Genomic DNA, 23,114 nt, shown 5'->3' on the forward strand with positions numbered 1-23,114 from the left:
ACCTCTTGTCAGCTTGTAGTACGGGGGCTACGGCCAGTCATAGGATAGCGTTGCTATCTTCGCAGCGGGCAACCGGTTTGGGGGATGTGCCGTCAGCCGGCCGCGAGGTCGGTGCTGAGCGCCGTGGAGGGCTGCGGGATCTCACCGTAGTCCTCGTCGTCGGCGGCGACGCACAGGCGGTTGATCACGGCCTCCAGGGCGGTCGGCAGCCGGGCGTCCAGGCCTTCGTGACAGCGGGCCAGAAGGTCGTGCCGCACCTCGTCCGGCAGCAGCGCGGGGCCGGCGAGGCGGCTGTGCACCGTCCGGCGCGGGGCCTGGGCGAGCTGCTCGGCCTGGGCGCGCCAGTAGGCGGCGTCACGCGGCTCGCCGAGGCGCAGATGGTGCAGATGGAGCAGGTTGGCGGCGGTGTGGCTGCCGGATCCGGCGGCGAACTGCCACCAGAACTGGGCGGGGTCGAGGCGGCCGGTGACGGCGAGCAGGCAGGCGAAGACCAGCGCGCCCTCGGGGTGGATCCGGTCGCTGTTCACCAACCGCTCCAGCGAGCGGCCGGCCTGCGGCGCGTTGAGCACCAGGGCGATGGCGAGGTCGAGCTCGTGCCCGGCCTGCTCGTGCTCGGAGGGGTACGGGGCAGGAGCGGCGGTGAGCCGCGCCATCAGCCGGCCGCTCATGGGTGCACCGCTCCCCGCTGCTCTCTCATTCGTCCTCCAGCTCGGCGAGCTCGGGCCGGCCGACCGCCCGGGCCAGTCGGCGGCGGGCGTGCCGGCGGTACGAACGCAAGGTGGCCGCCGGCGTACCGAGGTAGCCGGCGGTCGCGGTGTCGTCCTGATCCAGGCAGTACGTCAGGATCATGGTATCGAGTTGCCGCTCGGACAGCTCGAGAATCGCCGCCAGCAAGGCGATCCGCTCGTCGGGCAGGTCGGCCGACCCCAGCCGGGCGCGCTGGCAGAACCGGTCGAGAACGGCGTCCAGGGCGACGGTCTGGACCACCACGGGACGGCTCTGGGCGGCCAGCCAGGCGGCGACGTGCTCCTTGAGCAGCCGCCAGGCGTAGGCCGCCGGCACCTCCTGGCGCAGCGCCAACTGCCAGTTCTGCCGCAGGTGTTCGGCCATGTCCTGGACCACCAGCCGGGCGGCGCCACCGTGGTCGCCGACCTGGGTGCGGGCATAGCCGGTCCACACCCGGTCGTTGAGGTCGCGGAACGCCTCGAAGGTCAAGCGCAGGCGGGCGCCGTCCGACGCGGTGCCGTTGCCCTCGTTCATGCCCCTCCCCGGTGAGGTCCACTGCTGATGCCGGGACCCATGCAAGCGCATGCGCAGGGCCGTTGTGCAGCGGACTCACGGAATGATAACCGACGGTAATGTTCCCAATACGCGATAATCTGACGATATATGAGGCTTATGTTGCTCCAGGGGCTTGCAGGGCTGTCGGGGCTCGGGGTTCCACGGCTTCCGGGGGTCCGGGGCTTCCAGGGCTCCCGGGGCTTCCAGGCCATCCGGGGTCCTCGGAGCTTCCGGGCCCGCTGAGGGTTCCGGGACTTCCCGGTCATCCGTGCCCGCCTAGGGTTCCCGGTGGCTACTGCTTCGGACCGCCGCGCGCGATCCGGGCCAGCGTCTCCAACGCCCTGGCCAGCACCGGCAACTGCGGCGAGGCGAGCCCGACCCGCACGGCGGCCGGCGTGCTGCGCGGGTCGACGGTGAAGGCCGCGGCGGGCGTCACGGCGATGCCCTGGCGCGCCGCGGCCGCCACGAAGGCCTCCGCGCGCCACGGGGCCGGCAGCTCCCACCACAGGTAGTACGAGCACGGGTCGGCCCGCACCCGGAAGCCGGACAGCAGCCGCCGGGCGAGCAGTTGACGCTCCACCGCATCCGCGCGCTTCGCCGCGGCCACCGCCGCCACCGTGCCGTCCCCGATCCAGCGGACCGCCGCCTCCAGGGCGAAGCCACTGGGCCCCCACCCACCGGAGCGCAGCGCGGCGCCGACCGGTTCGCGCAACTCGTCGGGCACCACCGCGAATCCGGCACTCAGGCCGGGGGCCAGCCGCTTGGCCAGACTGTCGGCCAGGATGGTGCGCTCCGGTGCCAGCGCGGCGAACGGCGGCTTGTCGGGATGCAGGAAGGCCCAGATCGCGTCCTCCACCACCGGCAGCTCCAGGCGGCGCAGTTCGGCGGCCAGCGCCAGGCGGCGCTCGGCCGGGAGGGTGCCGCCGAGCGGGTTCTGCAGGCGCGGCTGGAGGTAGAGCGCGCGCAGCGGCGTGGCGCGGTGGACGGCGGCCAGCGCCTCGGGGCGCAGCCCGAGGTGGTCCACGGGGAGCGGGACCAGCGTGATGCCGAGCCGCTGAGCGACCGCCTTGACCACGGGGTAGGTGAGCGCCTCCACGCCGAGCCGCTGCCCGGGGGGCACCAGGGCGGCGAGGGCGGCGGCGATCACCTGGCGGCCGCTGCCGGCGAAGAGCACCGCGTCGTCGGACGGGTGCCAGGCGGGGGCGTCGGGCGGGGCGGATGCTTCAGATCGGGCGAGCGCCCGGGTTGCTTCGGGCGCATCGGCCACCCCGGGCTCATCGGCCACCCCGGGCGCTTCGACTGCCCCCGGCCAGGCGACCAGCCGTGCGAAGGCCCGGCGCGCGGCCGGGGTGCCGGTCGCACCGATCGGGCGGAGCGCGGCCTCCAGCGCATCGGCCCGCAGCAGCGGCGCCAGGCCGGCGGCGAACAGCCCCGACTGCTCGGGCACCACAGGGTAGTTGAGCTCCAGGTCGACCGGGGCCGCGGCCGGCTCGGCCAGCGCGGGCACGCTGCCGACCCCGACGGGCGCGGCCCGCACGAAGGTGCCGCGGCCGACCTCGCCGACCACCAACTGGCGCCGTACCAGCTCGCGGTAGACCCGGCCCGCGGTCGAGTTGGCGATCCGTCGGGCGCGGGCGAAGGCGCGCTGGGTGGGCAGCTGTTCGCCGGGCCGCAGTCGGCCGTCCGCGATCTGGGCCGCGATCTCGTCGGCGATGGCACGGTAGTCGTCCATGGATCCCCCTGGGCTGATTGCACCGAGTGCAAAGTCAGTATTGCACCGAGCTGCCGGCCGCCATAGCCTCGCCGCATGGACGCGCTCACCTCAGCCGTGGACCCGCACGCCATGCTCGGAGTCGCCGCGATGGCGCTGGGCATGGTCCTCACCCCGGGGCCCAACATGATCTACCTGGTGTCCCGCTCGATCGCCCAGGGCCGCCGGGCCGGACTGCTCTCGCTGGCCGGCGTCGCGACCGCCTTCCTGGCCTACCTCACCGCCGTGACCGCCGGGGTCGCCACGGTCTTCGCGGTGGTGCCACTGCTCTACACCGTGATCAAGCTCGCCGGCGCGGCCTACCTGCTCTGGCTCGCCTGGCAGGCCGTCCGGCCGGGCGGCACCGCGGTGTTCGCACCCAGGCAACTGCCGCCGGACCCGCCGCGCAAGCTCTTCACGATGGGTTTCCTGACCTGCCTGCTGAACCCCAAGATCGCCATCATCTACATCTCGCTGCTCCCCCAGTTCATCACCCCGGCGCGCGGCCATGTCGCGGCGCAGAGCTTCGTCCTCGGCCTCACCCAGATCGCGGTCGCCGTCACCGTCAACGGCCTGATCGCCCTCGGCGCCGGCGGCATCGCCGCTTTCCTGGACCGCCGCCCCACCTGGCTCCGCATCCAGCGCTACGCCATGGGCACCGTCCTCGGCGCCCTCGCCCTCCACATCGCCGCCGACCGCGCCAAGGCAGTCACGGCCTGATCGCTATCACCTCCTTCCTGGAGCGCCCCAGCCCCCTCGCCCCCCACATCACCGCCATCCGCACCAAGGCCATCACCACCTCACGTCCCGTGCCCGGGGTTGCCCTGCGGCGCCGCACCAAGTAACAACTCCCGTATGGGAGTGACACCTGCAGAGCACGCACCCCGTCCCCGCCACTACGCCGCCGCGCTGCTGGACGACGCGGTCGGTCGCTGGCCGGATCGGGAGGCGCTGGTCGGCCGGGGTCTGCGGTGGTCGTACGCGGAGCTGGCGAGCACGGTGCGCGGACTGGCCGCCGCGCTGGGTGGGCTGGTGGCGCCGGGTGAGGACGTGGCGGTGCTGTCCGGCAACCGGCCCGAATATCTCGCACTCCAGTTCGCCGTGCACCTGCTGGGCTGCCGGCTCGTGGTGGTGCCGCCCGCGATCAGTTCCCAGGCCATGGAGCGGAGCCTGCGCAGCATCCGCCCGGCCGCCCTGGTCTTCGACCCGCAGGGTCACACCGACCTCGCCGAGTGGCTCAACGCGGCTACCGTGCCTCGCCATCTGCTGTCCCTCGGCCCCTGCCGCACCGGCGTCGACCTGCTGGCGGTGCTGACGGCCCAGCCGCCGCCCTCGACGACCTGGGCCGAGGCAGACGCAGACACCGTCAAGACAGTGTTCCTGACCTCCGGTACGACCGGGTACCCCAAGCCGGTGGTGCACGGCCACGGCCTCTACACGCTGCTCTCCGCCCTGCTGGGCGACACCGGGCTGGCCGCACCGGGCGAGCGGCGGCTGGTGGTCACGCCGCTCACCTTCATCAGCGGTCACTTCTGCCTCCCGACCCTGATGTCCGGCGGCACCCTGGTGCTGCACGAGCGGTACGACGCCGGGGCGGCGCTGGCGGCGATCGCCGCGGAACGCATCGGGACGATCCTCCTGACCAATGTGATGCTCGATCAACTCCTGGACCATCCAAGGCTGGGCGAGACGGACCTGTCGTCGCTGCGGCGCATCCAGTACGGCGCCTCGCGGCCGAGTCCGCGGCGGGTGCGCCTGGCTCTGGAGCGGTTCGGACCCATCCTGCAGCAGCTGTACGGCATGACCGAGGCCGGGCCTGTGAGTCTGCTGCAGCCGGCCGACCACGATCCCGCCGACGCCGCCCGGTTGGCGTCCGCCGGGTACCCGGTGCCGGGGGTGCGGCTGGCGGTCCGCCGGGAGGATGGCAGCGCGGCGGCACCGGGCGAGCTGGGCGAGGTGCTGGTGCGCGGCAGCGGCGTCATGGAGGGCTATGTCGACCCGGCGGTCCCGGCGGCCGTGCGGGACGGCTGGTTGCGCACCGGTGACCTCGGCCGCCTGGATCCTGACGGCCGGCTGCACGTCGTCGAACGGCTGAAGGAGGTGATCCTGCACGCCGGCACCGGACTTCGGGTGTGGTCACGGGAGGTCGAGGAAGTCCTGCTCGGTCACCCCACGGTACGCGCGGCCGCGGTCATCGGGATTCCGGCCGAGACCCACGGCGAGTGGCTGCACGCGGTGGTGGTGCCCGCCCCGGGTGCGGTGGTCGACGAACAGGCGCTGCGCGCCCACGTGTTCGCGGTGTTGGGCCAGGAGAGCATGGTGCCCGCCCGCATCCATCCGGTCGAGGCCTTCCCACTGACCGCGATGAGCAAGGTCGACAAGGCGGCACTGCGCCAGCGGTACACGCCGCCGCGAGCCGACGCTCCGTAAGACCGGCTGTCGCTGAGGCCGGCTGCCGCTAAGACCGGCTGCCGCTATGACCGGCTGTCGTCAAGAACCGCCGGACTCCGGCTGCCAGATGTCGACCGGCACCGAACTGGCCGCCAGGCCCTGCCCGTTCAGCAGTCGACCGAGATGCTTGACGGTGCGCAGCGCGAGTGCGTGGCGACTGACGGCGAGTTGGGGAAACCGAGTGGCCAGGGTGGCTTCCAGTTCCGGCAGTTGGGCCGGGTCACGGAGCCAGGCGATCAGCATCAGGTTGTCCGGACCGGTCAGTCCGATGCTGAGCCGGATCTCCGGTAGGCCCGCCACCGAGCGGGCAGTGGCGTCCAGTTGGGCCGGCGGTAGACGGCACCACAGCACGGCTGTGACCGGCCAGCCCGAGACCGGTTGGGCGATCTCGCAGCGCAGCCGCACCCGCCCGGCGCCGATCAGCCGGTTCAGCCGGCGCCGGGCGGTGGGCTCGCTCACCCCGATCCGGTCGGCCAGTTCGGTGACGGGCAGCCGGGCGTCGTCGATCAGTGCCCGGATCAGCCGCTGGTCGGTGGCGTCCGGCTGCAGCAGCTGCTCGTCCGGCACGGCGGGTTCGGTGCGCAGGGTCTGCTGCTGGGCCGGCTCCAGGGTGCCGAGGCGCCAGCGGCTCGCCTCGCCATAGGTGGTGAGCAGCAGTTCGGCGTGCTGGGCCCGCACTCCGGGTGTGTGGTCGAGGAGTTGGCGGGTATAGGCGGAGGCGGCCGGCAGGTCGGCGACGGCGACGGCGGCCAGCAGTGAGCGGCTGCCGGTGGTGTGGTGCAGGAAGATGACGTGCGGCTGGGCGGCCAGGTGCTCGATCGCCGCATCGAGCCCGCCGGGCTCGCACTCCAGCTCCACGTAGAGCATCCGCAGGATGCTGCCCCTGGTGACCGGTCCGGGCACGCAGGAGGTCCAGGCGAGCCCGGCGCCGCGCAGCCGCTCCCAGCGGCGGGCCACCGTCACGGGGTCGATGCCCAGCGCCCGGGCCAGCGCCGTCCAGGAGGCGCGCGGGTTGAGCTGCAGCGCATGGACCAGCTCCAGGTCGAGCTCGTCGACGAGATCCTGCATGTCAGGCCCTTTCTGGCCGTTCTCTGCTCCAGAGGGGCTCTGGATGACGATTTCCTGCGCCTCAGCATCCGGATCCGACGGCACATTCATCCTAAGGACACCCCGGCCCACCCAGCCACAAGGAGTGCCCATGCCTCTAAACGACGCAGCCCCGACCGGCACAGCCCGGCCCGACGCCGCCCTGCGCGATGCCGCCGAGGCGCTGGCCGACGAGCTGACCGCCCTGCGGCGGGAGATCCACGCCGAGCCGGAGCTCGGCCGCGCCCTGCCCCGCACCCAGCAGCGGGTGCTGGCCGCCCTGGACGGCCTCGGGCTGGAGATCACCACCGGGCACGCGCTCACCTCCGTCACCGCCGTGCTGCGCGGTGCGCTGCCGGGCCCGACGGTGCTGCTGCGCGCCGACATGGACGCACTGCCGGTGACCGAGGACACCGGACTGCCCTACGCCTCCCGGATCGCCGGCGCCATGCACGCCTGCGGCCACGACCTGCACACCGCGATGCTGGTCGGCGCCGCCCGGCTGCTCGCCGAGCGCCGGGCCGAGCTGGCCGGCTCAGTGGTGTTCATGTTCCAGCCGGACGAGGAGGGCACCGACGGCGGTGGCGCCGAACTGATGCTGGCCGAGGGAGTGCTGGACGCCTCCGGGGAGCTGCCGGTGGCTGCCTACGCGCTGCACGTGGCGGCCAACCGGCTGCCGCGCGGCCTGTTCGCCAGCCGGCCCGGGATCGCCACCGCCGCCTCGGACACGCTGACCGTGACGGTGCACGGACTCGGCGGGCACGGTTCCGCACCGCACAAGGCGGCCGACCCGATTCCGGTGCTCTGCGAACTGGTCACCGCGCTGCAGACCTTCGTCACCCGCCGGTTCGACGTCCATGACCCGGTGGTGCTGACGGTCGGGTCGATCCACGGCGGCACCAAGGCCAACGTGATCCCCGGCCAGGCCGGCTTCGAGGCCACCGTGCGCAGCTACTCCCCCACGGCCCGCGAGGCGCTGCGCGAGGGCACGCGCACCCTGCTCACCGGCATCGCCGCCGCGCACGGCCTGCGGGCCGAGGTGCACTACCGGGACGGCTACCCCGCCATGCGCAACACCGCCGAGGAGCTCGCGCTCGCCTCCGACACCGTGGCCCGACTGTTCGGCCCGCAGCGCTACTTCAACGCACCGGCACCGACTCCGGGCGCGGAGGACATGGCCTTCGTCCTGGACCGGGTCCCCGGCGCGTACCTGATGCTGGGTGCCTGCCCGCCCGACCGCGACTACGCCACCGCCGCCTACAACCACTCCCCGCAAGCGGTCTTCGACGACGCCGTGCTGCCGGACGGCGCCGCCCTGCTGGCGCAGCTGGCGCTGCGGCGGCTGGCGGCGGTGAGCACGGCCGGGTCGGGCCCAACGGACGGCGGTCAGGCCGGCTCCACGAGCTCGGGCACGACGAGCACCGCGCACGCCGGCACCGCAGCCTCAGGCGCGACGGGCACCGCCGGATGACGGCGACGGCCACCGCCGCCCCACTCCGCCGCACCCTCGCCGCACTGCTGGTCGTCGAGTTGTTCAGCGGCTTCCAGCAGAGCTACTTCACGCCGCTGTTCGACACCGTCGGCCACCGCTTCCACGTGGGCGTCGCCGCCCTGGCCTGGACGGTGACCGGCCCGGCGCTCGGTGGCGCGGTGGCCACGCCGCTGCTCACCGCGCTGGGCGACCGCCACGGGCACCTGCGGGTGCTGCGGTGGACGGTGGCGGTGGTCGCGGCCAGTGCGGCGCTGATCGCGGCCGCACCCGGCTACCGGCTACTGCTGGCTGGACGGGTGCTCCAAGGGGTCCTCGCCGGGCTGCTGCCGCTGATGTTCGGCCTGGTCCGGACGCGCCACACGGTCGAGGAGACCCGGCGCGCCATCGCCTATCTCTCGGGCGGTCTGCTGCTGGGCGTGCTCACCGGGAGCATCACCGCCACGCTGCTGCTCCAAGTCGGGTCCGTCACAGCGGTGTTGTGGATCCCAGCCGCCGGAACGCTGCTCGGGCTCGGCCTGCTGCGCTCCCTGGGGCCCGGCGCCACCCCGGCCGAGTCCGCCCACTCCGCCGGGCTCGACTGGCGCGGCGCGGCTCTGCTGGCCGGCGGCCTGGTCGCGGCCATGCTCGCCGTGCACGAGGGCGGTGCCTGGGGCTGGGCCGCGCCGCCGACCCTGGCGTGTGCGCTGATCGGCGCCGGCCTGCTGGCGGCCTGGGTGGCGGCGGCGCGGCGCAGCCCGGCACCGCTGATCGAGGTGGGTCGGCTGTTCCGGCCCCGCCTGCTGCCGGTGTTCGCGGTCGCCTGCTGCGTGCACTTCGTGGTGATCGGCGGCCAGGTGCCGTACTCCAGCTATCTGACCCGCCCGGAGGGCCTGGGACTGCCGGCCGCTTCGGCCGGGCCGGTGCTGCTGCCCGCGTTCTGCGGGATGGCCGTGTTCAGCGTGCTCAGCAGCCGCTTCGGCCGGGCCATCGGCTACGGGCGGGTCACGCTGCTGGGTGCCGCACTGCTGGCCGCCGGCAGCGCCGGGCTGCTGCTGCGCCACGGCAGCGCCGTGGACTTCGCGGTGCTGCTCGGCTGTTCGGGATCGGGGATGGGCCTGATCGCGGGCGCCGGGCGGATCATGGTAATCGACAGCGTGCGGGCCGAGGAGACCGCGGCCGCCGAGGGCCTGTTCGAGCTGCTGGTCGGACTGGGCGCCGCCGTCGGTTCGGCCGTCTTCGCCGCGGTGCTGGCCGCCCACGGCAGCGACCACCGCGGCTACCAGTCCGTGTGGACGACCGGCACCGCGGTGGCACTGCTCGGGCTGGGGGCGGCGGTCCTGCTCGTCCGCCGCCCCACACCAACCGACTGACTGATCGTCAGCTACTGCTGCTCCCGAGCCCAGGCTCGCGGAGCAGCAGTTTGGCGATCCCGTTGCGTTGGATCTCCGAGGTACCGGTCAGGATCCGGAACATCCGCACCTTGCGGAACAGGAACTCCACCTCCTCCCCCTGGGTGAGGCCCTCCTTGCCGTGCAACTGCACCGCCTCGTCGAGGATCCGGAACGCGGTCTCGGCCACCTGCAGCTTGCACATGAAGGCCTCGAGGCGCGGCACCGTGCCGCCGTCCAGCGCGCTGAGCGCGTCGTGGGTCATCGCGCGGGCGGCGTAGTAGGAGGTGGCCATGTCAGCCAACTTGTGCTGGACGGACTGGAGTTCGGCGAGCGGCGCCCCGGCGACGGTACGGGTGCGGACCCGGTCCAGGGTGAGCTGGATGGCGCGGCGGGCCATGCCGAGCACGCTCGGGCAGTGCAGCAGCCGGTTGACGTTGACCCGGCCGAGCCCCAGCAGCAACCCGTCACCCTCCCGGCCGAGCAGGTTGGCGGCCGGGACCGGGCAGTCGGTGAGCACGATGTCGCTCTCGATGTGCTCACCGGACATCGGCGTGGCGCCCGGCAGCACCTGGCAGCCGGGGCTGTCCAGATCCACCAGGAACGCCGAGTAGGTCTTCTCGGTGCCGGCCATCAGTGCGATCACGATGGCGAAGTCCGCCACCGGGCCCGCACTGGAGAACACCTTGTGGCCGGTCAGCCGGTAGTCATCGCCATCCCGGACGGCCGTGGTCCGCATGGCCCGTACGTCCGAGCCCGCATCGGTCTCGGTCAGCGAGAAGCAGCAGGCCCGCTCGCCGCGCACCACCGGCAGGAAGTAGCGATCCAGTTGGTCCGGTGTGGCGGCGGCGATGATGTCGCCGACCCGCAGCGGGCCGCCCATCTCGCCGAGCACGCTGTGCCCCAGCACTCGACCGCTGGCCGCCACCTCCTCCTTGAGGGCCGCGAGTTGACGGTAGGAGAGGCCCTGGCCGCCGAGCTCGGGTGACAGCTGGATGCCGTAGAAGCCGAGTTCGCGGCTGCGCTGCCAGACCGGCTCCAACAGCGCCCGGGTGATCGGGGTTTCGGGGGTGACGGCGTGGTCGCGCTCGTAGGCGGCCAGTTCGCCGTCCAGGTAGTCGCGCAGTCGGCCGACCAGTTCGGCGAGCGGCAGGTCATCGGCATAGTCGGGGCGGAGCGAGAAGAGCATGGTGTGGCCTTTCAGTTGACGCTGCTCAATGGCTGAGGCGGATCGGCTCAGGCAGATCGGCTCGGGTCGGCTCAGTTGACGCGCCGAGCAGCGCCGGCCCAGTGCGGTTCCCGGACGGCGCGGCGGTCCAGCTTGCCGTTGCGGTTGTGCGGCAGCTCGGGGACGAAGTCGACGGAGCGGGGCTTCTTGTAGCGGTCCAGGCGCTCGGCACAGAAGGCGATCAGCTCCTCCTCGCCGGCCTCGGCTCCCGGGCGGAGCACCACGACGGCCTTCACCGCCTCGCCCCACCGGTCGTCGGGCACGCCGACCACGCAGGCCTCGGCCACGGCCGGGTGCTCGTCGAGCACGGCCTCCACCTCACTGCTGTAGATGTTGAAGCCACCCGAGATGATCATGTCCTTCCTGCGGTCGACGATGAAGAGGTAGCCGTCCTCCCGCATCCAGGCCAGGTCGCCGGTGCGCACCCAGCCGTGCTCGAAGGTCTGCGCGGTCAACTCCGCTTCGCGCCAGTACTCCTGGACGCAATCGGGGCCGCGCACGATGATCTCGCCGATGTCGCGCGGCGCGGTGTCCCGGCCCTGCCCGTCGACCACTCGGATCTCGGTGTCGTAGCCGGCCCGCCCGCAGGACTGCAGCAGTTCCGGATCCTCGGCCACGGCACGGGCCACCTCGGCGGCGGTGAGACCGGCCACCACCGAGGTGGTCTCGGCCAGCCCGTAGCCCTGGCCCACCACCGGGCCGAAGGCGGCGACCGCCTCGCGCAGCCGCTGCGGGGAGATCGGGGCACCGCCGACCCGCAGATCGACCAGGCTGGACAGGTCGTGGTCGGCCCGACGGGGGTGGCCCAGCACCGAGTTGAGCATCGCGGGCACCAGGAAGGTGGCGTCGATCCGCTCGCGCTCGACGGTCGCCAGGAAGGCCTCCGGGTCCCATCCGGGCAGCACATGGATGGTGGTCCCCGCGAAGACGCAGGCGAGCAGTGGCATCCCGGCGGCGTGGGTGATCGGGCCGCAGGCCAGGTAGCGGCCACCCGCACGGGGCCGGGACTCGCTCATCAGCTGCTTGCGCAGGTTGGCCAGCCGGTTGCCGTGGGTCTGCACGGCCGCCTTGAGCGAACCGGTCGAGCCCGAGGTGAAGTTGAGCACCGCCGGAGCCCGCTCGGCCACCTCGACGCACACCGGCTCCGGACTGCCCTCGGCCAGCAGTTCGGCGTACCCGTTCTCGAACTCCACGGCCAGGCAGTCGACTTCGGCGGTGGTCCGGGCGGCCAGCGCGTCCTCACGGTGTGCCGCGTCGAACAGCAGCGCCCGCACCGGGGCGTAGCCGAGGATGTGCGCGATCTCGGCCCGGCCGAGCCGGGCGTTGATCGGCGCACGCAGCAGGCCCGCCTTGTACAGCGCGAACTCCACCACGATCAGCTCGCCGCGGTTCCAGGCCAGGCTGCCCACGGCGTCGCCCGGCCGCAACCCGCGTGCCAGCAGGGCGGCCGCCAGCCGGTTGGCGTCCGCCTCCAGCTCGGCGAAGGTCCAGTGCCGATCGCCGCAGACCACGGCTGGCTGGTCGGGCCAGTAGCGGGCGCTGCGGGTCAGGTACACACCCAGGTTCATGCTGCTCCTCGCATAGTTTTCCATATCATTGGTCCGTTTCCAGACACTCTGTTCAGAATGCTGTTCCCAGACAGACTGTTCAGTAACATGCGAGCTGTCAAGAGTCCGTAGACTGGATCACCTGTCGACGGTTGGCGAGGGAGGCTTGATGGCAGAGGACCGGCGGACCAGGCGCACCCGGCGCGCGATGCGGGACGCACTGGTGTCACTCGTGCTGGAGCGCGGCTACGCGCCGCTGACCGTGGAGGACATCACCGAGCGCGCCGACATCGCCCGCGCCACCTTCTACAGCCACTGCCGCGACAAGGAAGACCTGTTCACCAGGGTCACCACCGACCTGCTGCAGGAACTCGGCGAGCGCCTCACCCCGCTCGCGGCCGAATCCGGCGCCGGCCTCACCGGCAAGCCCCTGCTGGAGCTGTTCCGCCACGCCGAACAGGAGCGCGACCTCTACCGCGTCATCCTGCGCGGCGAGGGCGACGGCAAGCCGCTCGGCGTCTTCACCGATGAGTCGGTCCGCCGGGTCGCCGAGGTCTTCCGCGAGCGCGCCGACCAGAGCGGGATCCGCCCCCGGATCGACCCCGAGCTACTGGCCCGCGCCTGGGTCGGCGAGCAGTTCGCGGTGCTCCGCTGGTGGCTGGAGCAGGACCCGCGCCCGATGCCCGCCGAAGACGTCGCCGCCCACCTGCGCGACCTGGCCCGCCACGGGCGGCACTGGGCCAGCGGGGCGGACGGCTGAGGATTCCCCGCGCCAACGAGAACGGTCCGCCGGAACTCAGGAGAGTTCCGGCGGACCGTCAGAAAAGCTGTCAGTTACCTCAGTTGTTCTTTTCCGCGAGGGCCTTGATGCCGCTGAGGGTGGCCTCCATGCCGGCGCGGAGCTCGCGTTGCCGGAAGGCGACGAACTCCTCCTCGCGGTCCGGCCAGCGGTCTATCGCCATGCTGACGCCGTTGCGGCCCGGGCCGAGGACCGCGGTCTGACGCAGCAGGGTGCCGCCTTCCAGCGGGTGCAGTTCGAAGCGCCAGGAGGCCATGCAGCTGGTGGGGTCGAGGGTCGGGTCGCCGTAGCGGCCGTCGGCGTCCATGACGGCCCAGGCGAAGACGCGCTCGGGCTCCAGCTCGACCACCTGGGACACCGTGCGCCACTCGCCGAGCTTCTCGTGCCGGTTGTGGCCCTCGAAGCGCGCGCCCGGCGCGGGTCGATCCGCACCGTCGAGCCAGGCGACGCGCTGCAGTTCGGGGCTGAGCCTGGCCGGCAGGTTGATGTCGGTCACCAGCTCCCAGACCAGCGCCACGGGTGCGTTCACCTGGATCTCGCACTCCACGGTCGGACCGTCGGCCATGCGCATGTCGTCCCCCTCACTGCCCGGCTGGGTCACCCCCTGACGGTGGGCGCCCCCTGACGCCGGCGATCCTAACGCGCCGCCTCAGATTTCTCAGTAGTCCCAGGTGACATACCGGCCGTTGTACTCGCCGCCCTCGCAGTAGTCACGGCGGGTGCGGATGTCGGTGGCGACGAAACCGCCGCCCTCCTCGCACTGCAGGACGGTGACCGGCGGGCCGGACAGGCGGTTCCGGCTGCCGTCCGCCGCCGCGGAACCCGCGAACGCCGTGGTGCCGGCCAGCACCAGCGCGGCGGTGGCGATCGTCATGGTGGTGAGCTTCGTGGCGGTGCGCTGCATGGGTGGGTGCTCCTCGGGTGCGTGGGGGAACGGCGTTTCGCTTGCTGACGATCCCTTGACCACGCGCGCCCGAGTTATGCGGTTTGTCCACCGCGCGGGTGACGACCGGTCAACCACATGAGTACGGCTGACCCGGCCAGGCGCCGGTGGCGGATACTCGATTCAAGAGGGCTGTCGGCTCGGCGAGTTCCACGATGCACGGCGCTCAGTGATCGGTGGAAGACGACTCTGCCGAGGCGTCCAGCAGCAGGTCACGCAGTGCCGTGGCGGCCTCGGACGGCTCGGCAGGGGTGAGGACGACCTGGTCGGCGGTGGTCGAAGGGCCGGTGAGGGGGATGATGCGCAGGCCGGGTGGCTGGTGGTCGAGTGCGGATTCGACGGTGATGCCGATGCCCGTTCCCGCGGCGACATGAGCGGCGATGGCGTGCACGCTGTCGGCGGTTCTGATGATGCGCAGGTCGGCTCCGCCGATCCGGAAGGCGGACAGCAGGCGGTCGCACAGACCGCTGTTGATCTGGTGGGGCCAGGTGAGCAGGCCGGTGGTGGACAGTTCGGACGCGCTCAGCTCGGCACGGCCGGCGAGGGGGTGGGCCGCGGGTACGAGCGCCACGAACCTCTCGGTGGACAGCACCCTCGCACGTACGCCGGTGACGTCGCCGGTCGCCCAGCCGATGCCCAGCCCGATCGCCTGCGCCCGCAGGGCGGTGACCTGGGCCGTGGTTGCCATCGCCTCCGGCACGATCGTCACATCGGGGAAACGGTCGCGCAGTTGCGGCAGGCAGCGCAGCAGCAGCTGGTGGCCGGTGTATTCGGCGTGGCCGACGACGAGGGTGGTGCGGGCCCGGTCGCCGGCGGCCAGGGAGCGCCCGCGCTGCTGGAAGCGGCGCAGCTGGGCCAGGGCGGCGTGGGCGTCGGGCAGCAGCGCTTCGCCGACTTCGGTCAGTGACACCCGGCGGCTGGTGCGGTGGAACAGCCGCCCGCCCAACGTGGCCTCCAGCCGCCTGACGGCGTCGCTGACGGCGGGCTGCCCGCGGTGCATGCGCGCGGCGGCGCGGCCGAAGTGGAGTTCTTCCGCGACCGCGACGAATGCTTCCAGTTCCAACCTGTCCACCCTGTCCACGGGAGCAGGCTAACGCGATCGATCGGTGCGACCGATCGCTGGGTCGCGAAGTTCGGCGTTGATGCCGTGCCGTGCGCGGGGTGTGATGGCTGGGCGAGCAGGGCCCCACGACCGGAACAAGCAGGGGCCCACAACCGGAAGTAGTGAACGTACATGGCAGTCAATGGCGTTGACCGTGAGCACGATGCGCCGATGGTCACGGTGACGGTGGTCTACCACTCGGTGCACGGCCACACCCGGGTGCTGGCCGAGCACCTCGCCGACGGGGCGCGGCTGGTGCCGGGCGCCCAGGTGCATCTCGTCGAGATCCGGCCCGAGGACGTCATCGCGGGCCGCTGGCACGATGCGGAGGTGCTGGCGCTGCTCGATCGCTCCGATGCGATCGTCATGGGCTGCCCGACGCTGATGGGCAGCGTGTCGGCGGTCTTCAAGGCGTTCATGGAGGCGGCGTTCACGCCGTTCACGACGCAGGCGTGGAAGGACAAGCTGGCCGCGGGGTTCACCATGTCCGCCTCGCAGAGCGGCGACAAGCTGGCGGTCCTGGAGCAGTTGGCGGTCTTCGCCGCGCAGTTGGGCATGCAGTGGATCGGCGTGGGCGACATGCCGGGCAACAACTGGAGCGGTGGCACCCGCGACGACGTGAACCGGCTGGGCTCGTGGCTGGGCCTGATGAGTCAGAGCCACGCCGACCAGGGCCCCGAGGACGCCGGATCGCGCGGCGACCGGATCACCGCGCAGCGCTTCGGTGAGAGGATCGCCCGCCTGACCCAGCGCTGGGTCAACGCCGTGCCGTACGACACCCCCCGGATGACCGAACACGAGGCCCGCGCCCTGTCCGCCTCCCTCAGGGACGCGGACGACGCGCCGGCAGCACTGACCGGCGCCTGACCGCGCAGCTCGCCCCGCACCGGCGTCGACGTCTGTCAGTGTCGGCGTCGGCGTCGGCGTCGGGGCGTCCTGGAACGTTGATACCGACTCGATTCGCGCCTCAGCGGAATCCGTCCGCGTGCTCCTCTGCCCATGAGCGGAACGTGCGCGCCGGTGCACCGGTGATCTCTTCCACCGCAGATGTGATCACGTTCGATCCGGGTCGCTTTTCAGCGCTGGCCAACAGGGCCTCGACGAGAGCGGGTGGCCTGCCGTCGGCGAGCATCTGCTGACGTGCGACCCCTACCGGTACCTTCTCGAAGCGCGTCGGGTGGCCGATCGCCTCCCCGATCGCGTGGACCTGCTCGGCCCTGCTGAGCACCTGCGGGCCGGTCAGGACGTGCTTCATGCCTGTGTGTCCGTCATCGGTCAGCGCACGCACCGCCACGGCTGCGACATCGCGCTCGTGGATCACCGCCGTTGCGGCGATGTCGGGACCGCGGACGAGATGCGTGGTGCGGATCTGCTCGGCCCACCCTCGCGCGTTGGAGGCGATGGTGTTCGACCGCAGGAAGGTCCACAGCAGGCCGGATCCCTCGATCAGGCGCTCCATGTCGGCGTGGAGCTGGTTGATGGGGTCGGTCTGGCGTTCGGCGTCGTCACTCACACCCGACGAGGAGAGATAGACGATGCGGCGGGCATGCTGCGCAACCGCCTCCAGTACGGCAGGGGCACCGTCGGTCGTGAGGAACGGCCAGATCAAGAACACCGTGTCGCTCCCGGCCAGTGCCCCCTCCAGCGTGTCCGGCCGGGACAGGTCTCCGCCTACGACCTTGACTCCCCTTGGTAGCTCGGCCAGTTCGGGATCACGCGCCAATGCACGCACGGCGGCACCTGCTGCCAGGAGTTGGACGACAACGTGTCGGCCGACATTGCCGGTCGCGCCGGTCACAAGAATCTCACCCATGATCAGGTCAGCCTCGGCAACGCCCAGGCTATTCCGGGACGGCCCCGAGATGCTCGATCGTGGTCACCTGCTCAGCGCGATCTCCCGCTCCAGACGCGACAGCTTCTCGGGGTTGCGCACGGCGTAGAGGCCGGTGATGAGGCCGTCGTCGATGCGCAGGGCGGTGACGGTGTCGAGTGCGCCGCCCCGGCTCAGGAGCAGGGCCGGGTGGCCGTTGACCTGGGCCGGGCGCAGGACGGTCGCGGTGGCGATCCTGGCCAGCACGGCGGCCACCTGGTCGGCGCCGACGATGGGCGCCAGGGCGGCGCGCGCGACTCCGCCGCCGTCGGTCAGTAGCACCACGTCCGGGGCGAGCAGGTCGAGCAGCTGCTGCAAGTCGCCGGTTTCGACTGCCTGTTGGAAGGCCGCCAGAGCGTGGCGGGTGTCGGCGGCGGAGACGGCCCCGCGCGGGCGGCGGGCGGCGACATGGGCGCGGGCTCGGTGGGCGATCTGGCGGACGGCGGCCTGCGTCTTGTCGACGGCCTCGGCGATCTCGTCGTACTCCAGCCCGAACACCTCGCGCAGCACGAACACCGCCCGCTCGGTGGGCGCGAGGGTCTCCAGTACCAGCAGCATCGCCATCGAGAGGCTGTCGGCCAACTCCACGTCCTCGGCGACATCGGGCGCGGTGAGCAGCGGCTCGGGCAGCCAGGGGCCGACGTAGGACTCCTTGCGGCGGGCCAGGGTTCGCAGCCGGCTCAGCGCCTGGCGAGTGGCGATCCGGACCAGGTAGGCGCGTTGGTCCCGCACGGTGGCGAGGTCGACGCCCACCCAGCGCAGCCAGGTCTCCTGCAGGGCGTCCTCCGCGTCGGCGGCCGAGCCGAGCAGCTCATAGGCGACGGTGAAGAGCAGGTTGCGGTGGGCGATGAACACCTCGGTGGCGGAGTTCAGTTCGGTGGATTCCATGGCCTGCTCGCTCAATTCCGGCTCCTGCACGGGTGTTTCCGACTGGGTCGCACACGAGACGGCGGCCCCCGCCGTTTTGTGACACCCGCGCTCGGTGGCACACGTCACATCGGCGTGCCGTCACAGGGCAAGGGTGGCCCGCATCTTGTGTTCGTCCAACGCCGTTGCACGGAGCACCACTTGCAACGCGCCGCTCCGCAGCACACTCACCATCACACATCACACCCGAGGATGAAGCCATGGAAACCCGGTTCAACCTGCTCGACAGCCCGACCGCCGCGAAGGTCGGGAAGCGGTTCTACAACACCGCGTTGGCCCTCCAGGAGTCCGCTCTCCCGAAGACCGTGCAGCACCTGGTGGAGCTGCGTGCCAGTCAGATCAACGGCTGCGGCTTCTGCGTCGACATCCACAGCAAGGAGGCCGCGGCCGACGGTGAGACGGCGCTGCGGCTCAACCTGGTCGCGGCCTGGCGCCACAGCACCGCGTTCACCGAAGCCGAGCGTGCGGCGCTGGCGCTCACCGAGGAGGGCACCCGGATCGCCGACGGCAGCGCCGGGGTGTCCGACGAAACCTGGGCCGAGGTGCGCAAGCACTTCGACGACGACCAGGTCGGTGCGCTGATCTGCACGGTCGCCCTGATCAACGCGGCCAACCGGATGAGCGTGATCGTGCACAGCCAGGGCGGTTCCTACGAGCCCGGCATGTTCGCCGCGCTGGAGTAGCCGATCGCTCGCCTCAAGGGCTCGGCCCTGGATCACCCGATCCAGGGCCGAGCCCTTGACCGGAGTGAGTACTCACTCCGATACTGGACCACATGGCAACCACATCAAGTCGCCGCCGAGCCCCGTCGATGGATCCCGACAGCCGCCGGGAGATGATCGTTCGCGCCGCGCTCCCCCTGGTGATCGAGCACGGCAGTGCGGTGACGACCCGTCAGATCGCCCAGGCCGCCGGCATCGGGGAGGGCACCATCTTCCGCGTCTTCGCGGACAAGGACGAGCTCATGGACGCCTGCGTGGCCGAGGCGCTCAGCCCGGCCAACGCCCTGACCGAACTCGCCCTGGTGCCAACGGACCAGCCGCTCCCCGCCCGGCTGGCGGAGGCCGCCGCGGCGCTGCACGCCCATCTGGACCGGATCGGCGCCCTGGTCGGCGCCCTGCACGCGACGGGCGGGCGGGAGCGGACCGGGCGCCCCGGCAGCGCGGGAGGCCCACCCGACCGTGCGGCCGGCTTCGCACCGGTGCAAGCGGCGATCGCCGAACTCTTCGAGCCCGAGCGGGATTTGCTGAGGGTATCCGCCGAGCAGGCAGCGTCGGTCTTCCTCGGCATGCTGTTCTTCCAAGCCCGCAGGCCCGCGTCGGAGGATGAGTCGACCGAGCTCAGCGTGGCCGAGCTCGTCGACCTCTTCCTGCACGGCGCCCTGTCCCAACCAGCGGAAAGTTGAAGGGGAAACCATGCCCATCACGCTGAACCACACCATCGTCCCGGCCGTCGACAACGAGGCGGCCGCCCGCTTCTTCGCCGACATCATGGGGCTGGACTACCGAGGGGCCGATCGGCACTTCGCGCCGGTGCGGGTCAACGAGTCCCTGACGCTGGACTTCATGTCCGTCGAGAGCCCGCCCGGCCACCACCTGGCGTTCGACGTGGACCCGGCGACCTTCGACGGCGTCCTCGCCCGGCTCCGCGCCGCCGGTGTGCCGTACGGCAACGACCCCATGGAGCCGGACAACGGGCGGATCGACCACCCGCTGTGCGCCCGCGGTCTGTACTTCGCCGACGACGCCCGGAACCTCTATGAGGTCATGTCCCCGCGGTGAAGCCCGAGTGGTGCCGGACTGACGGCCGTCAGGAGTCGGCGGTCTTGCGGTACCGCTTGGCGAGGGCCGGGTCCGACTCCCACCACAGGCCACTCCCCCCAACTGCCGCCGTCTCCCCGACCGCCGCTTCCACGGCCGCCGGCTCGCCGTCCGCGGCGGGCGGCGCGGGCGGGCCCACGGGGCTCGGCTCGGGCAGGCCTTGGACGGCCACCCGGAACAGCACGCCGGGGACGGCGGCGAACACGGCGGCGAGCAGCACGACGAATCCCAGCACGTAGACCCGGGGCACGACGACACCGGCCAGGAACGGGACGATGAGGGCGAATTTCAAGCCGGTGCTGCGGGCCGTCACCAGGGACTCCCCGCCCTCGGCCACCGCCACGGTCACCGTGTTGGAGCGAGTGGTGCGGTCACCGGAACCGACCCGCACCGTGTGGGTGCCGGCCGCCACGGCGAACCGCATGGCGTCGCCCTGCCGGACCCGGCCGACGCGCACCCCGTCGATGATGACCCAGAACTTCCCCGCCCGGCCGATTCCGGGCGGTTCCGCGTAGACCGCGATGGTCCCGTTCAACACTCCCCCTCGGTCATGCTGCTCCCGCGTGGAACATGGTGCTCCCGCGTGGAACGGCGCCAAGGATAGGGGATGGTGATCACTGCCCCTGCTAGCTCCCCTGCGCGGCCGCAGGGTTCTTGGCCTCCCAGCGGTCCTCGACCTTGGCCAGGCGCCAGTACCCCAGCGCCGCCGCCCAGACCAGCACGAACAGGCCGACGATGACGAAGCCGACGTTGTTGAGGTCGATGCCGGAGATCCAGCCGGAGACCGGGTCGGTGAGGTTCAGTTGGTCGTGGAGCACGCCGACCAGCTCGATGGTGCCGATCAGGAAGGCGACGGCAATGGAGAGCCCGGTGATGGTGAGGTTGTAGAAGACCTTGCGGGTCGGGTTGGAGAACGCCCAGTGGTAGGCGAAGTTCATGAAGGTGCCGTCGAGGGTGTCGAACAGGCTCATGCCGGCGGCGAAGAGCAGCGGCAGGCAGAGGATCGCGTACCAGGGCAGGCCGGCGGCGGCGCCGGAGCCGGCCATCACCATCAGGGTGACCTCGGTGGCGGTGTCGAAGCCGATGCCGAAGAGCAGTCCCACCAGGTACATCTGGCCGGGCCGGGTGATCGACTTGGTGAGCCGGCCGAGGATGCGGTTCATGAAGCCGCGCCCGTCGAGGTGCTTCTCCAGCTCGTGTTCGTCGAACTGGCCGGCCCGCATGGCCTTGAAGACCCGGTAGATCCCGGCCATCGACACCAGGTTGAGGGCGGCGATCAGGTAGAGGAAGCCGCCGGAGACGCTGGTGGAGACCAGGCCGAGCAGCTTGTGGGTGTGGGAGTCGTCGTTGGTGAGGGTGCCGACCACCTTGGCGCCGGTGGCGATCAGGGTGGCCAGGACCACGACGATGCTGGAGTGGCCGAGCGCGAACCAGAACCCGACCGAGACGGGCCGCTTGCCGTCGGCCATCAGCTTGCGGGTGGTGTTGTCGATCGCGGCGATGTGGTCGGCGTCGAAGGCGTGCCTCATGCCCAGGGTGTAGGCGGTGACGCCGAGGCCCAGGCCGAAGGCCTGGTTGCCGACGCTGTAGTGGTGCGGGGCGACCATGGTGATCAGGATGAAGAACGCGACCACGTGCATGGCCGCGATCACCCCCATCAGGCCGCCGGTGCGGATCCAGTCCCTGCGCTCCCAGCGCGGCGCGGCGGTGGCGCCGCTCGCGGGGGTCGTCAGGGCAGCGGTTTCGGGCAGGGTCATGTCGGGGCAGCCTCTCCAGCACCTCGTGGACAGTTCTCGTGCGGTGCCGTGGCCGGTCTCCTGGCTTACGGGTCAAGCGTTCCCACCCCGGCCTTCCCAGGCGCGCAAGCGCCCAGTGGCCGCCCACCGACACGCGGCAGGCTGGTGCGAGGACTTCCCGATCACAGTGGCGAGGGCCGCTCCGGACTCCTGTGGCAGGCACAGTTCACCGGTCTTCCCGAACACCACGGCGTGCACCACCGTAGAGGTGACCTGCAATCACCCACAAGCCCGCACAGGTGTGCAGGTGTTGCAGATCACGCCCGCCAGGTGAGGGATGATGGACTCATGCACCTGGTCCCCGACGAGCGCGCACACCGGCGCCCCATCGACGAGCACACGGTCTGCGAGGCGATCGCGGGCATCGGCGACCCCGAGGCCGTGCGCGGCTGGGCCGACCGCTTCTCGCTGCTCGCCGACCCGGGCCGGCTCTCCGTGCTGCTGGCCGTCCACCGGGCCGGGCCGATCGCCGTCACCGACCTGGCGCTGGCCACCGGCATCAGCGAGAGCACGGTGTCGCAGATCCTGCGCCTGCTGCGGGTCTCGGGCGCGGTGACCGCCGCCAAGGACGGCCGGGTGGTGCGCTACCGGTTCACCGCCCCCGACCTGGCGCCGCTGCTGGCGTCGATCCCGCCCCTGGAGATCCCCCCGCTGGAGCACGACGCCTGACGGCGGGACTACCGCTGGAGCACGACGCCTGACGGCGGGACTGCTGACGGCGTGGCCACGTATCGCGGGTGGTCGTTGCCAGTTCGCACGCGGTCGGAGAGGGTGGAGTCGAGCATGTCGGCTCCCGTGCCCCCTGGAGGCAGTGTGACCATCCACCACCTCGACTGCGCCACCATGTGCCCGCTCGGCGGCAGGCTGCTGCTGGGCAGCGGCGGGCCGCTGTTCGGACGGCTGGTGAGCCACTGCCTGCTGGTGGAGAGCGAGGCAGGGCTGATCCTGGTGGACACCGGCTTCGGCACCGGGGATGTCACCGACCCGGGTCGGCTCGGCCGGCAGTTCCGGTTCAACAGCCGCCCCCAACTCTCCCTCGCACGAACCGCATTGCACCAGATCCGGATCCTCGGCCACGACCCCCGGGACGTCCGCCACATCGTGCTGACCCACCTGGACCCGGACCACGCCGGCGGCCTCGCGGACTTCCCGCAGGCTCAGGTGCACCTGCTCGCGGACGAACTGCGCGCCGCCCGGGAACTGGCCACCCGCGCCGAGCGCCAGCGCTACCGCACGGCGCAGTGGGAGCACAATCCGCGCTGGGTGGAGCACCAGGCCACCGGCACCGAAAGCTGGTTCGACTTCCAGGCGATCCCGCTACTGCCGGACGAGCTGCCGGAGTTGCTGCTGGTGCCGCTGGTCGGACACACCCGGGGCCACACCGGCGTCGCACTCCGGGACGATGACGGCTGGCTGCTGCACTGCGGCGACGCCTACCTGTCGCGGGCCGATGTCGCACCCGACTCCGCGGGCGGCCCGCCGGTCCTGAGCATGTTCCAGCGTGCCATCGCGACGGACGACCGCACTCGCCGCCACAACCTGGAGCGGCTGCGCGACCTGGCCCGCAGTCATGCCGACGAGGTGCGACTGGTCTGCTCGCACGACCCCTACGAGCTGGTCGAGGCACTGGGCCGGGTCGCCCCGCGCTGAGCCGA

The 23,114-nt window shown here is 71.8% G+C and carries 24 protein-coding genes and 1 riboswitch; of the genes, 11 read left to right on the forward strand and 13 right to left on the reverse strand.

Features of this window, described 5'->3' with window-relative positions; all coding sequences use genetic code 11:
• Positions 1-92: 92 nt before the first annotated feature.
• From E6W39_RS05500 to E6W39_RS05510, 3 genes are all read right to left on the reverse strand, one after another.
• Positions 93-668 carry a hypothetical protein gene (locus tag E6W39_RS05500; protein ID WP_228717982.1) on the reverse strand — a complete coding sequence of 192 codons (576 nt, stop codon included), beginning with the start codon at positions 666-668 and terminating at the stop codon, positions 93-95.
• 25 nt (positions 669-693) lie between these two features.
• On the reverse strand, positions 694-1,260 hold the full coding sequence (locus tag E6W39_RS05505) for a hypothetical protein (protein WP_141632535.1): 567 nt from the start codon (positions 1,258-1,260) through the stop codon (positions 694-696).
• Positions 1,261-1,573: 313 nt separating this feature from the next.
• Positions 1,574-3,013, reverse strand: a complete 1,440-nt coding sequence (locus E6W39_RS05510; RefSeq protein WP_141632536.1) for an aminotransferase-like domain-containing protein — start codon at positions 3,011-3,013, stop codon at positions 1,574-1,576.
• 75 nt (positions 3,014-3,088) lie between these two features.
• On the opposite strand from E6W39_RS05510, the gene E6W39_RS05515 reads away from it, so the two are divergent.
• Together E6W39_RS05515 and E6W39_RS05520 are read left to right on the forward strand one after the other, a co-directional pair.
• Positions 3,089-3,751, forward strand: a complete 663-nt coding sequence (locus tag E6W39_RS05515) for a LysE family translocator (RefSeq protein WP_141632537.1) — start codon at positions 3,089-3,091, stop codon at positions 3,749-3,751.
• Positions 3,752-3,892: 141 nt separating this feature from the next.
• Complete coding sequence (locus E6W39_RS05520) at positions 3,893-5,461, forward strand: AMP-binding protein (protein WP_181799119.1); 1,569 nt, start codon at positions 3,893-3,895, stop codon at positions 5,459-5,461.
• 60 nt (positions 5,462-5,521) lie between these two features.
• Here E6W39_RS05520 and E6W39_RS05525 read toward each other — a convergent pair whose 3' ends face one another.
• Complete coding sequence (locus E6W39_RS05525) at positions 5,522-6,550, reverse strand: Lrp/AsnC family transcriptional regulator (RefSeq protein WP_181799120.1); 1,029 nt, start codon at positions 6,548-6,550, stop codon at positions 5,522-5,524.
• 130 nt (positions 6,551-6,680) lie between these two features.
• Here E6W39_RS05525 and E6W39_RS05530 point away from each other — a divergent pair, with 130 nt between their 5' ends.
• Positions 6,681-8,039, forward strand: coding sequence for a M20 metallopeptidase family protein (locus tag E6W39_RS05530; RefSeq protein WP_141632540.1), 1,359 nt, complete (start codon positions 6,681-6,683; stop codon positions 8,037-8,039).
• The gene (locus E6W39_RS05535) at positions 8,036-9,409 is read left to right on the forward strand and encodes an MFS transporter (protein WP_141632541.1); all 1,374 of its coding nucleotides are present in this window, start codon (positions 8,036-8,038) and stop codon (positions 9,407-9,409) included. The genes E6W39_RS05530 and E6W39_RS05535 overlap by 4 nt, the downstream gene beginning before the upstream one ends.
• Positions 9,410-9,416: 7 nt before the next feature.
• On the opposite strand, the gene E6W39_RS05540 is transcribed toward E6W39_RS05535, so the two are convergent.
• Both E6W39_RS05540 and E6W39_RS05545 read right to left on the reverse strand, forming a co-directional pair.
• On the reverse strand, positions 9,417-10,616 hold the full coding sequence (locus E6W39_RS05540) for an acyl-CoA dehydrogenase family protein (protein WP_141632542.1): 1,200 nt from the start codon (positions 10,614-10,616) through the stop codon (positions 9,417-9,419).
• Between the two features lie 71 nt (positions 10,617-10,687).
• Positions 10,688-12,223 carry a class I adenylate-forming enzyme family protein gene (locus E6W39_RS05545; protein ID WP_141632543.1) on the reverse strand — a complete coding sequence of 512 codons (1,536 nt, stop codon included), beginning with the start codon at positions 12,221-12,223 and terminating at the stop codon, positions 10,688-10,690.
• A gap of 148 nt (positions 12,224-12,371) precedes the next feature.
• Here E6W39_RS05545 and E6W39_RS05550 point away from each other — a divergent pair, with 148 nt between their 5' ends.
• Positions 12,372-12,962 carry a TetR/AcrR family transcriptional regulator gene (locus tag E6W39_RS05550; RefSeq protein ID WP_181799121.1) on the forward strand — a complete coding sequence of 197 codons (591 nt, stop codon included), beginning with the start codon at positions 12,372-12,374 and terminating at the stop codon, positions 12,960-12,962.
• A gap of 79 nt (positions 12,963-13,041) precedes the next feature.
• On the opposite strand, the gene E6W39_RS05555 is transcribed toward E6W39_RS05550, so the two are convergent.
• The 3 genes from E6W39_RS05555 to E6W39_RS05565 all read right to left on the reverse strand — a co-directional run bounded on the left by E6W39_RS05555 (position 13,042) and on the right by E6W39_RS05565 (position 15,025).
• Positions 13,042-13,602, reverse strand: a complete 561-nt coding sequence (locus tag E6W39_RS05555) for an SRPBCC family protein (protein ID WP_323808986.1) — start codon at positions 13,600-13,602, stop codon at positions 13,042-13,044.
• A gap of 57 nt (positions 13,603-13,659) precedes the next feature.
• Positions 13,660-13,905, reverse strand: coding sequence for a hypothetical protein (locus E6W39_RS05560; RefSeq protein ID WP_141632545.1), 246 nt, complete (start codon positions 13,903-13,905; stop codon positions 13,660-13,662).
• 205 nt (positions 13,906-14,110) lie between these two features.
• The gene (locus E6W39_RS05565) at positions 14,111-15,025 is read right to left on the reverse strand and encodes a LysR family transcriptional regulator (protein WP_141632546.1); all 915 of its coding nucleotides are present in this window, start codon (positions 15,023-15,025) and stop codon (positions 14,111-14,113) included.
• Between the two features lie 192 nt (positions 15,026-15,217).
• Here E6W39_RS05565 and E6W39_RS05570 point away from each other — a divergent pair, with 192 nt between their 5' ends.
• Positions 15,218-15,913: a flavodoxin family protein gene (locus E6W39_RS05570; protein ID WP_141632547.1), complete on the forward strand. Its 696-nt coding sequence runs from the start codon at positions 15,218-15,220 to the stop codon at positions 15,911-15,913.
• A 100-nt stretch (positions 15,914-16,013) separates the two neighbouring features.
• Here E6W39_RS05570 and E6W39_RS05575 read toward each other — a convergent pair whose 3' ends face one another.
• Together E6W39_RS05575 and E6W39_RS05580 are read right to left on the reverse strand one after the other, a co-directional pair.
• On the reverse strand, positions 16,014-16,859 hold the full coding sequence (locus E6W39_RS05575; protein WP_141632548.1) for an NAD(P)H-binding protein: 846 nt from the start codon (positions 16,857-16,859) through the stop codon (positions 16,014-16,016).
• 63 nt (positions 16,860-16,922) lie between these two features.
• Positions 16,923-17,804 (reverse strand): RNA polymerase sigma-70 factor, encoded by an 882-nt coding sequence (locus E6W39_RS05580; RefSeq protein WP_141637563.1) that lies wholly within the window; start codon positions 17,802-17,804, stop codon positions 16,923-16,925.
• A gap of 239 nt (positions 17,805-18,043) precedes the next feature.
• On the opposite strand from E6W39_RS05580, the gene E6W39_RS05585 reads away from it, so the two are divergent.
• The 3 genes from E6W39_RS05585 to E6W39_RS05595 all read left to right on the forward strand — a co-directional run bounded on the left by E6W39_RS05585 (position 18,044) and on the right by E6W39_RS05595 (position 19,624).
• Positions 18,044-18,526, forward strand: a complete 483-nt coding sequence (locus E6W39_RS05585) for a carboxymuconolactone decarboxylase family protein (RefSeq protein WP_141632549.1) — start codon at positions 18,044-18,046, stop codon at positions 18,524-18,526.
• A 92-nt stretch (positions 18,527-18,618) separates the two neighbouring features.
• The gene (locus E6W39_RS05590; RefSeq protein WP_141632550.1) at positions 18,619-19,248 is read left to right on the forward strand and encodes a TetR/AcrR family transcriptional regulator; all 630 of its coding nucleotides are present in this window, start codon (positions 18,619-18,621) and stop codon (positions 19,246-19,248) included.
• Positions 19,249-19,258: 10 nt separating this feature from the next.
• Positions 19,259-19,624, forward strand: a complete 366-nt coding sequence (locus E6W39_RS05595) for a VOC family protein (RefSeq protein ID WP_141632551.1) — start codon at positions 19,259-19,261, stop codon at positions 19,622-19,624.
• A 28-nt stretch (positions 19,625-19,652) separates the two neighbouring features.
• On the opposite strand, the gene E6W39_RS05600 is transcribed toward E6W39_RS05595, so the two are convergent.
• Positions 19,653-20,198 carry a hypothetical protein gene (locus tag E6W39_RS05600; protein ID WP_141632552.1) on the reverse strand — a complete coding sequence of 182 codons (546 nt, stop codon included), beginning with the start codon at positions 20,196-20,198 and terminating at the stop codon, positions 19,653-19,655.
• A 91-nt stretch (positions 20,199-20,289) separates the two neighbouring features.
• Positions 20,290-21,420, reverse strand: coding sequence for a Nickel transporter NicT (nicT, locus tag E6W39_RS05605; protein ID WP_141632553.1), 1,131 nt, complete (start codon positions 21,418-21,420; stop codon positions 20,290-20,292).
• A 33-nt stretch (positions 21,421-21,453) separates the two neighbouring features.
• Positions 21,454-21,664, reverse strand: a riboswitch (cobalamin riboswitch).
• A gap of 83 nt (positions 21,665-21,747) precedes the next feature.
• On the opposite strand from nicT, the gene E6W39_RS05610 reads away from it, so the two are divergent.
• Positions 21,748-22,128 carry an ArsR/SmtB family transcription factor gene (locus E6W39_RS05610; protein ID WP_141632554.1) on the forward strand — a complete coding sequence of 127 codons (381 nt, stop codon included), beginning with the start codon at positions 21,748-21,750 and terminating at the stop codon, positions 22,126-22,128.
• A gap of 144 nt (positions 22,129-22,272) precedes the next feature.
• Positions 22,273-23,109 carry an MBL fold metallo-hydrolase gene (locus tag E6W39_RS05615; RefSeq protein WP_181799122.1) on the forward strand — a complete coding sequence of 279 codons (837 nt, stop codon included), beginning with the start codon at positions 22,273-22,275 and terminating at the stop codon, positions 23,107-23,109.
• Positions 23,110-23,114 lie beyond the last annotated feature (5 nt).

This window comes from Kitasatospora acidiphila, assembly GCF_006636205.1.
Classification (GTDB): domain Bacteria; phylum Actinomycetota; class Actinomycetes; order Streptomycetales; family Streptomycetaceae; genus Kitasatospora; species Kitasatospora acidiphila.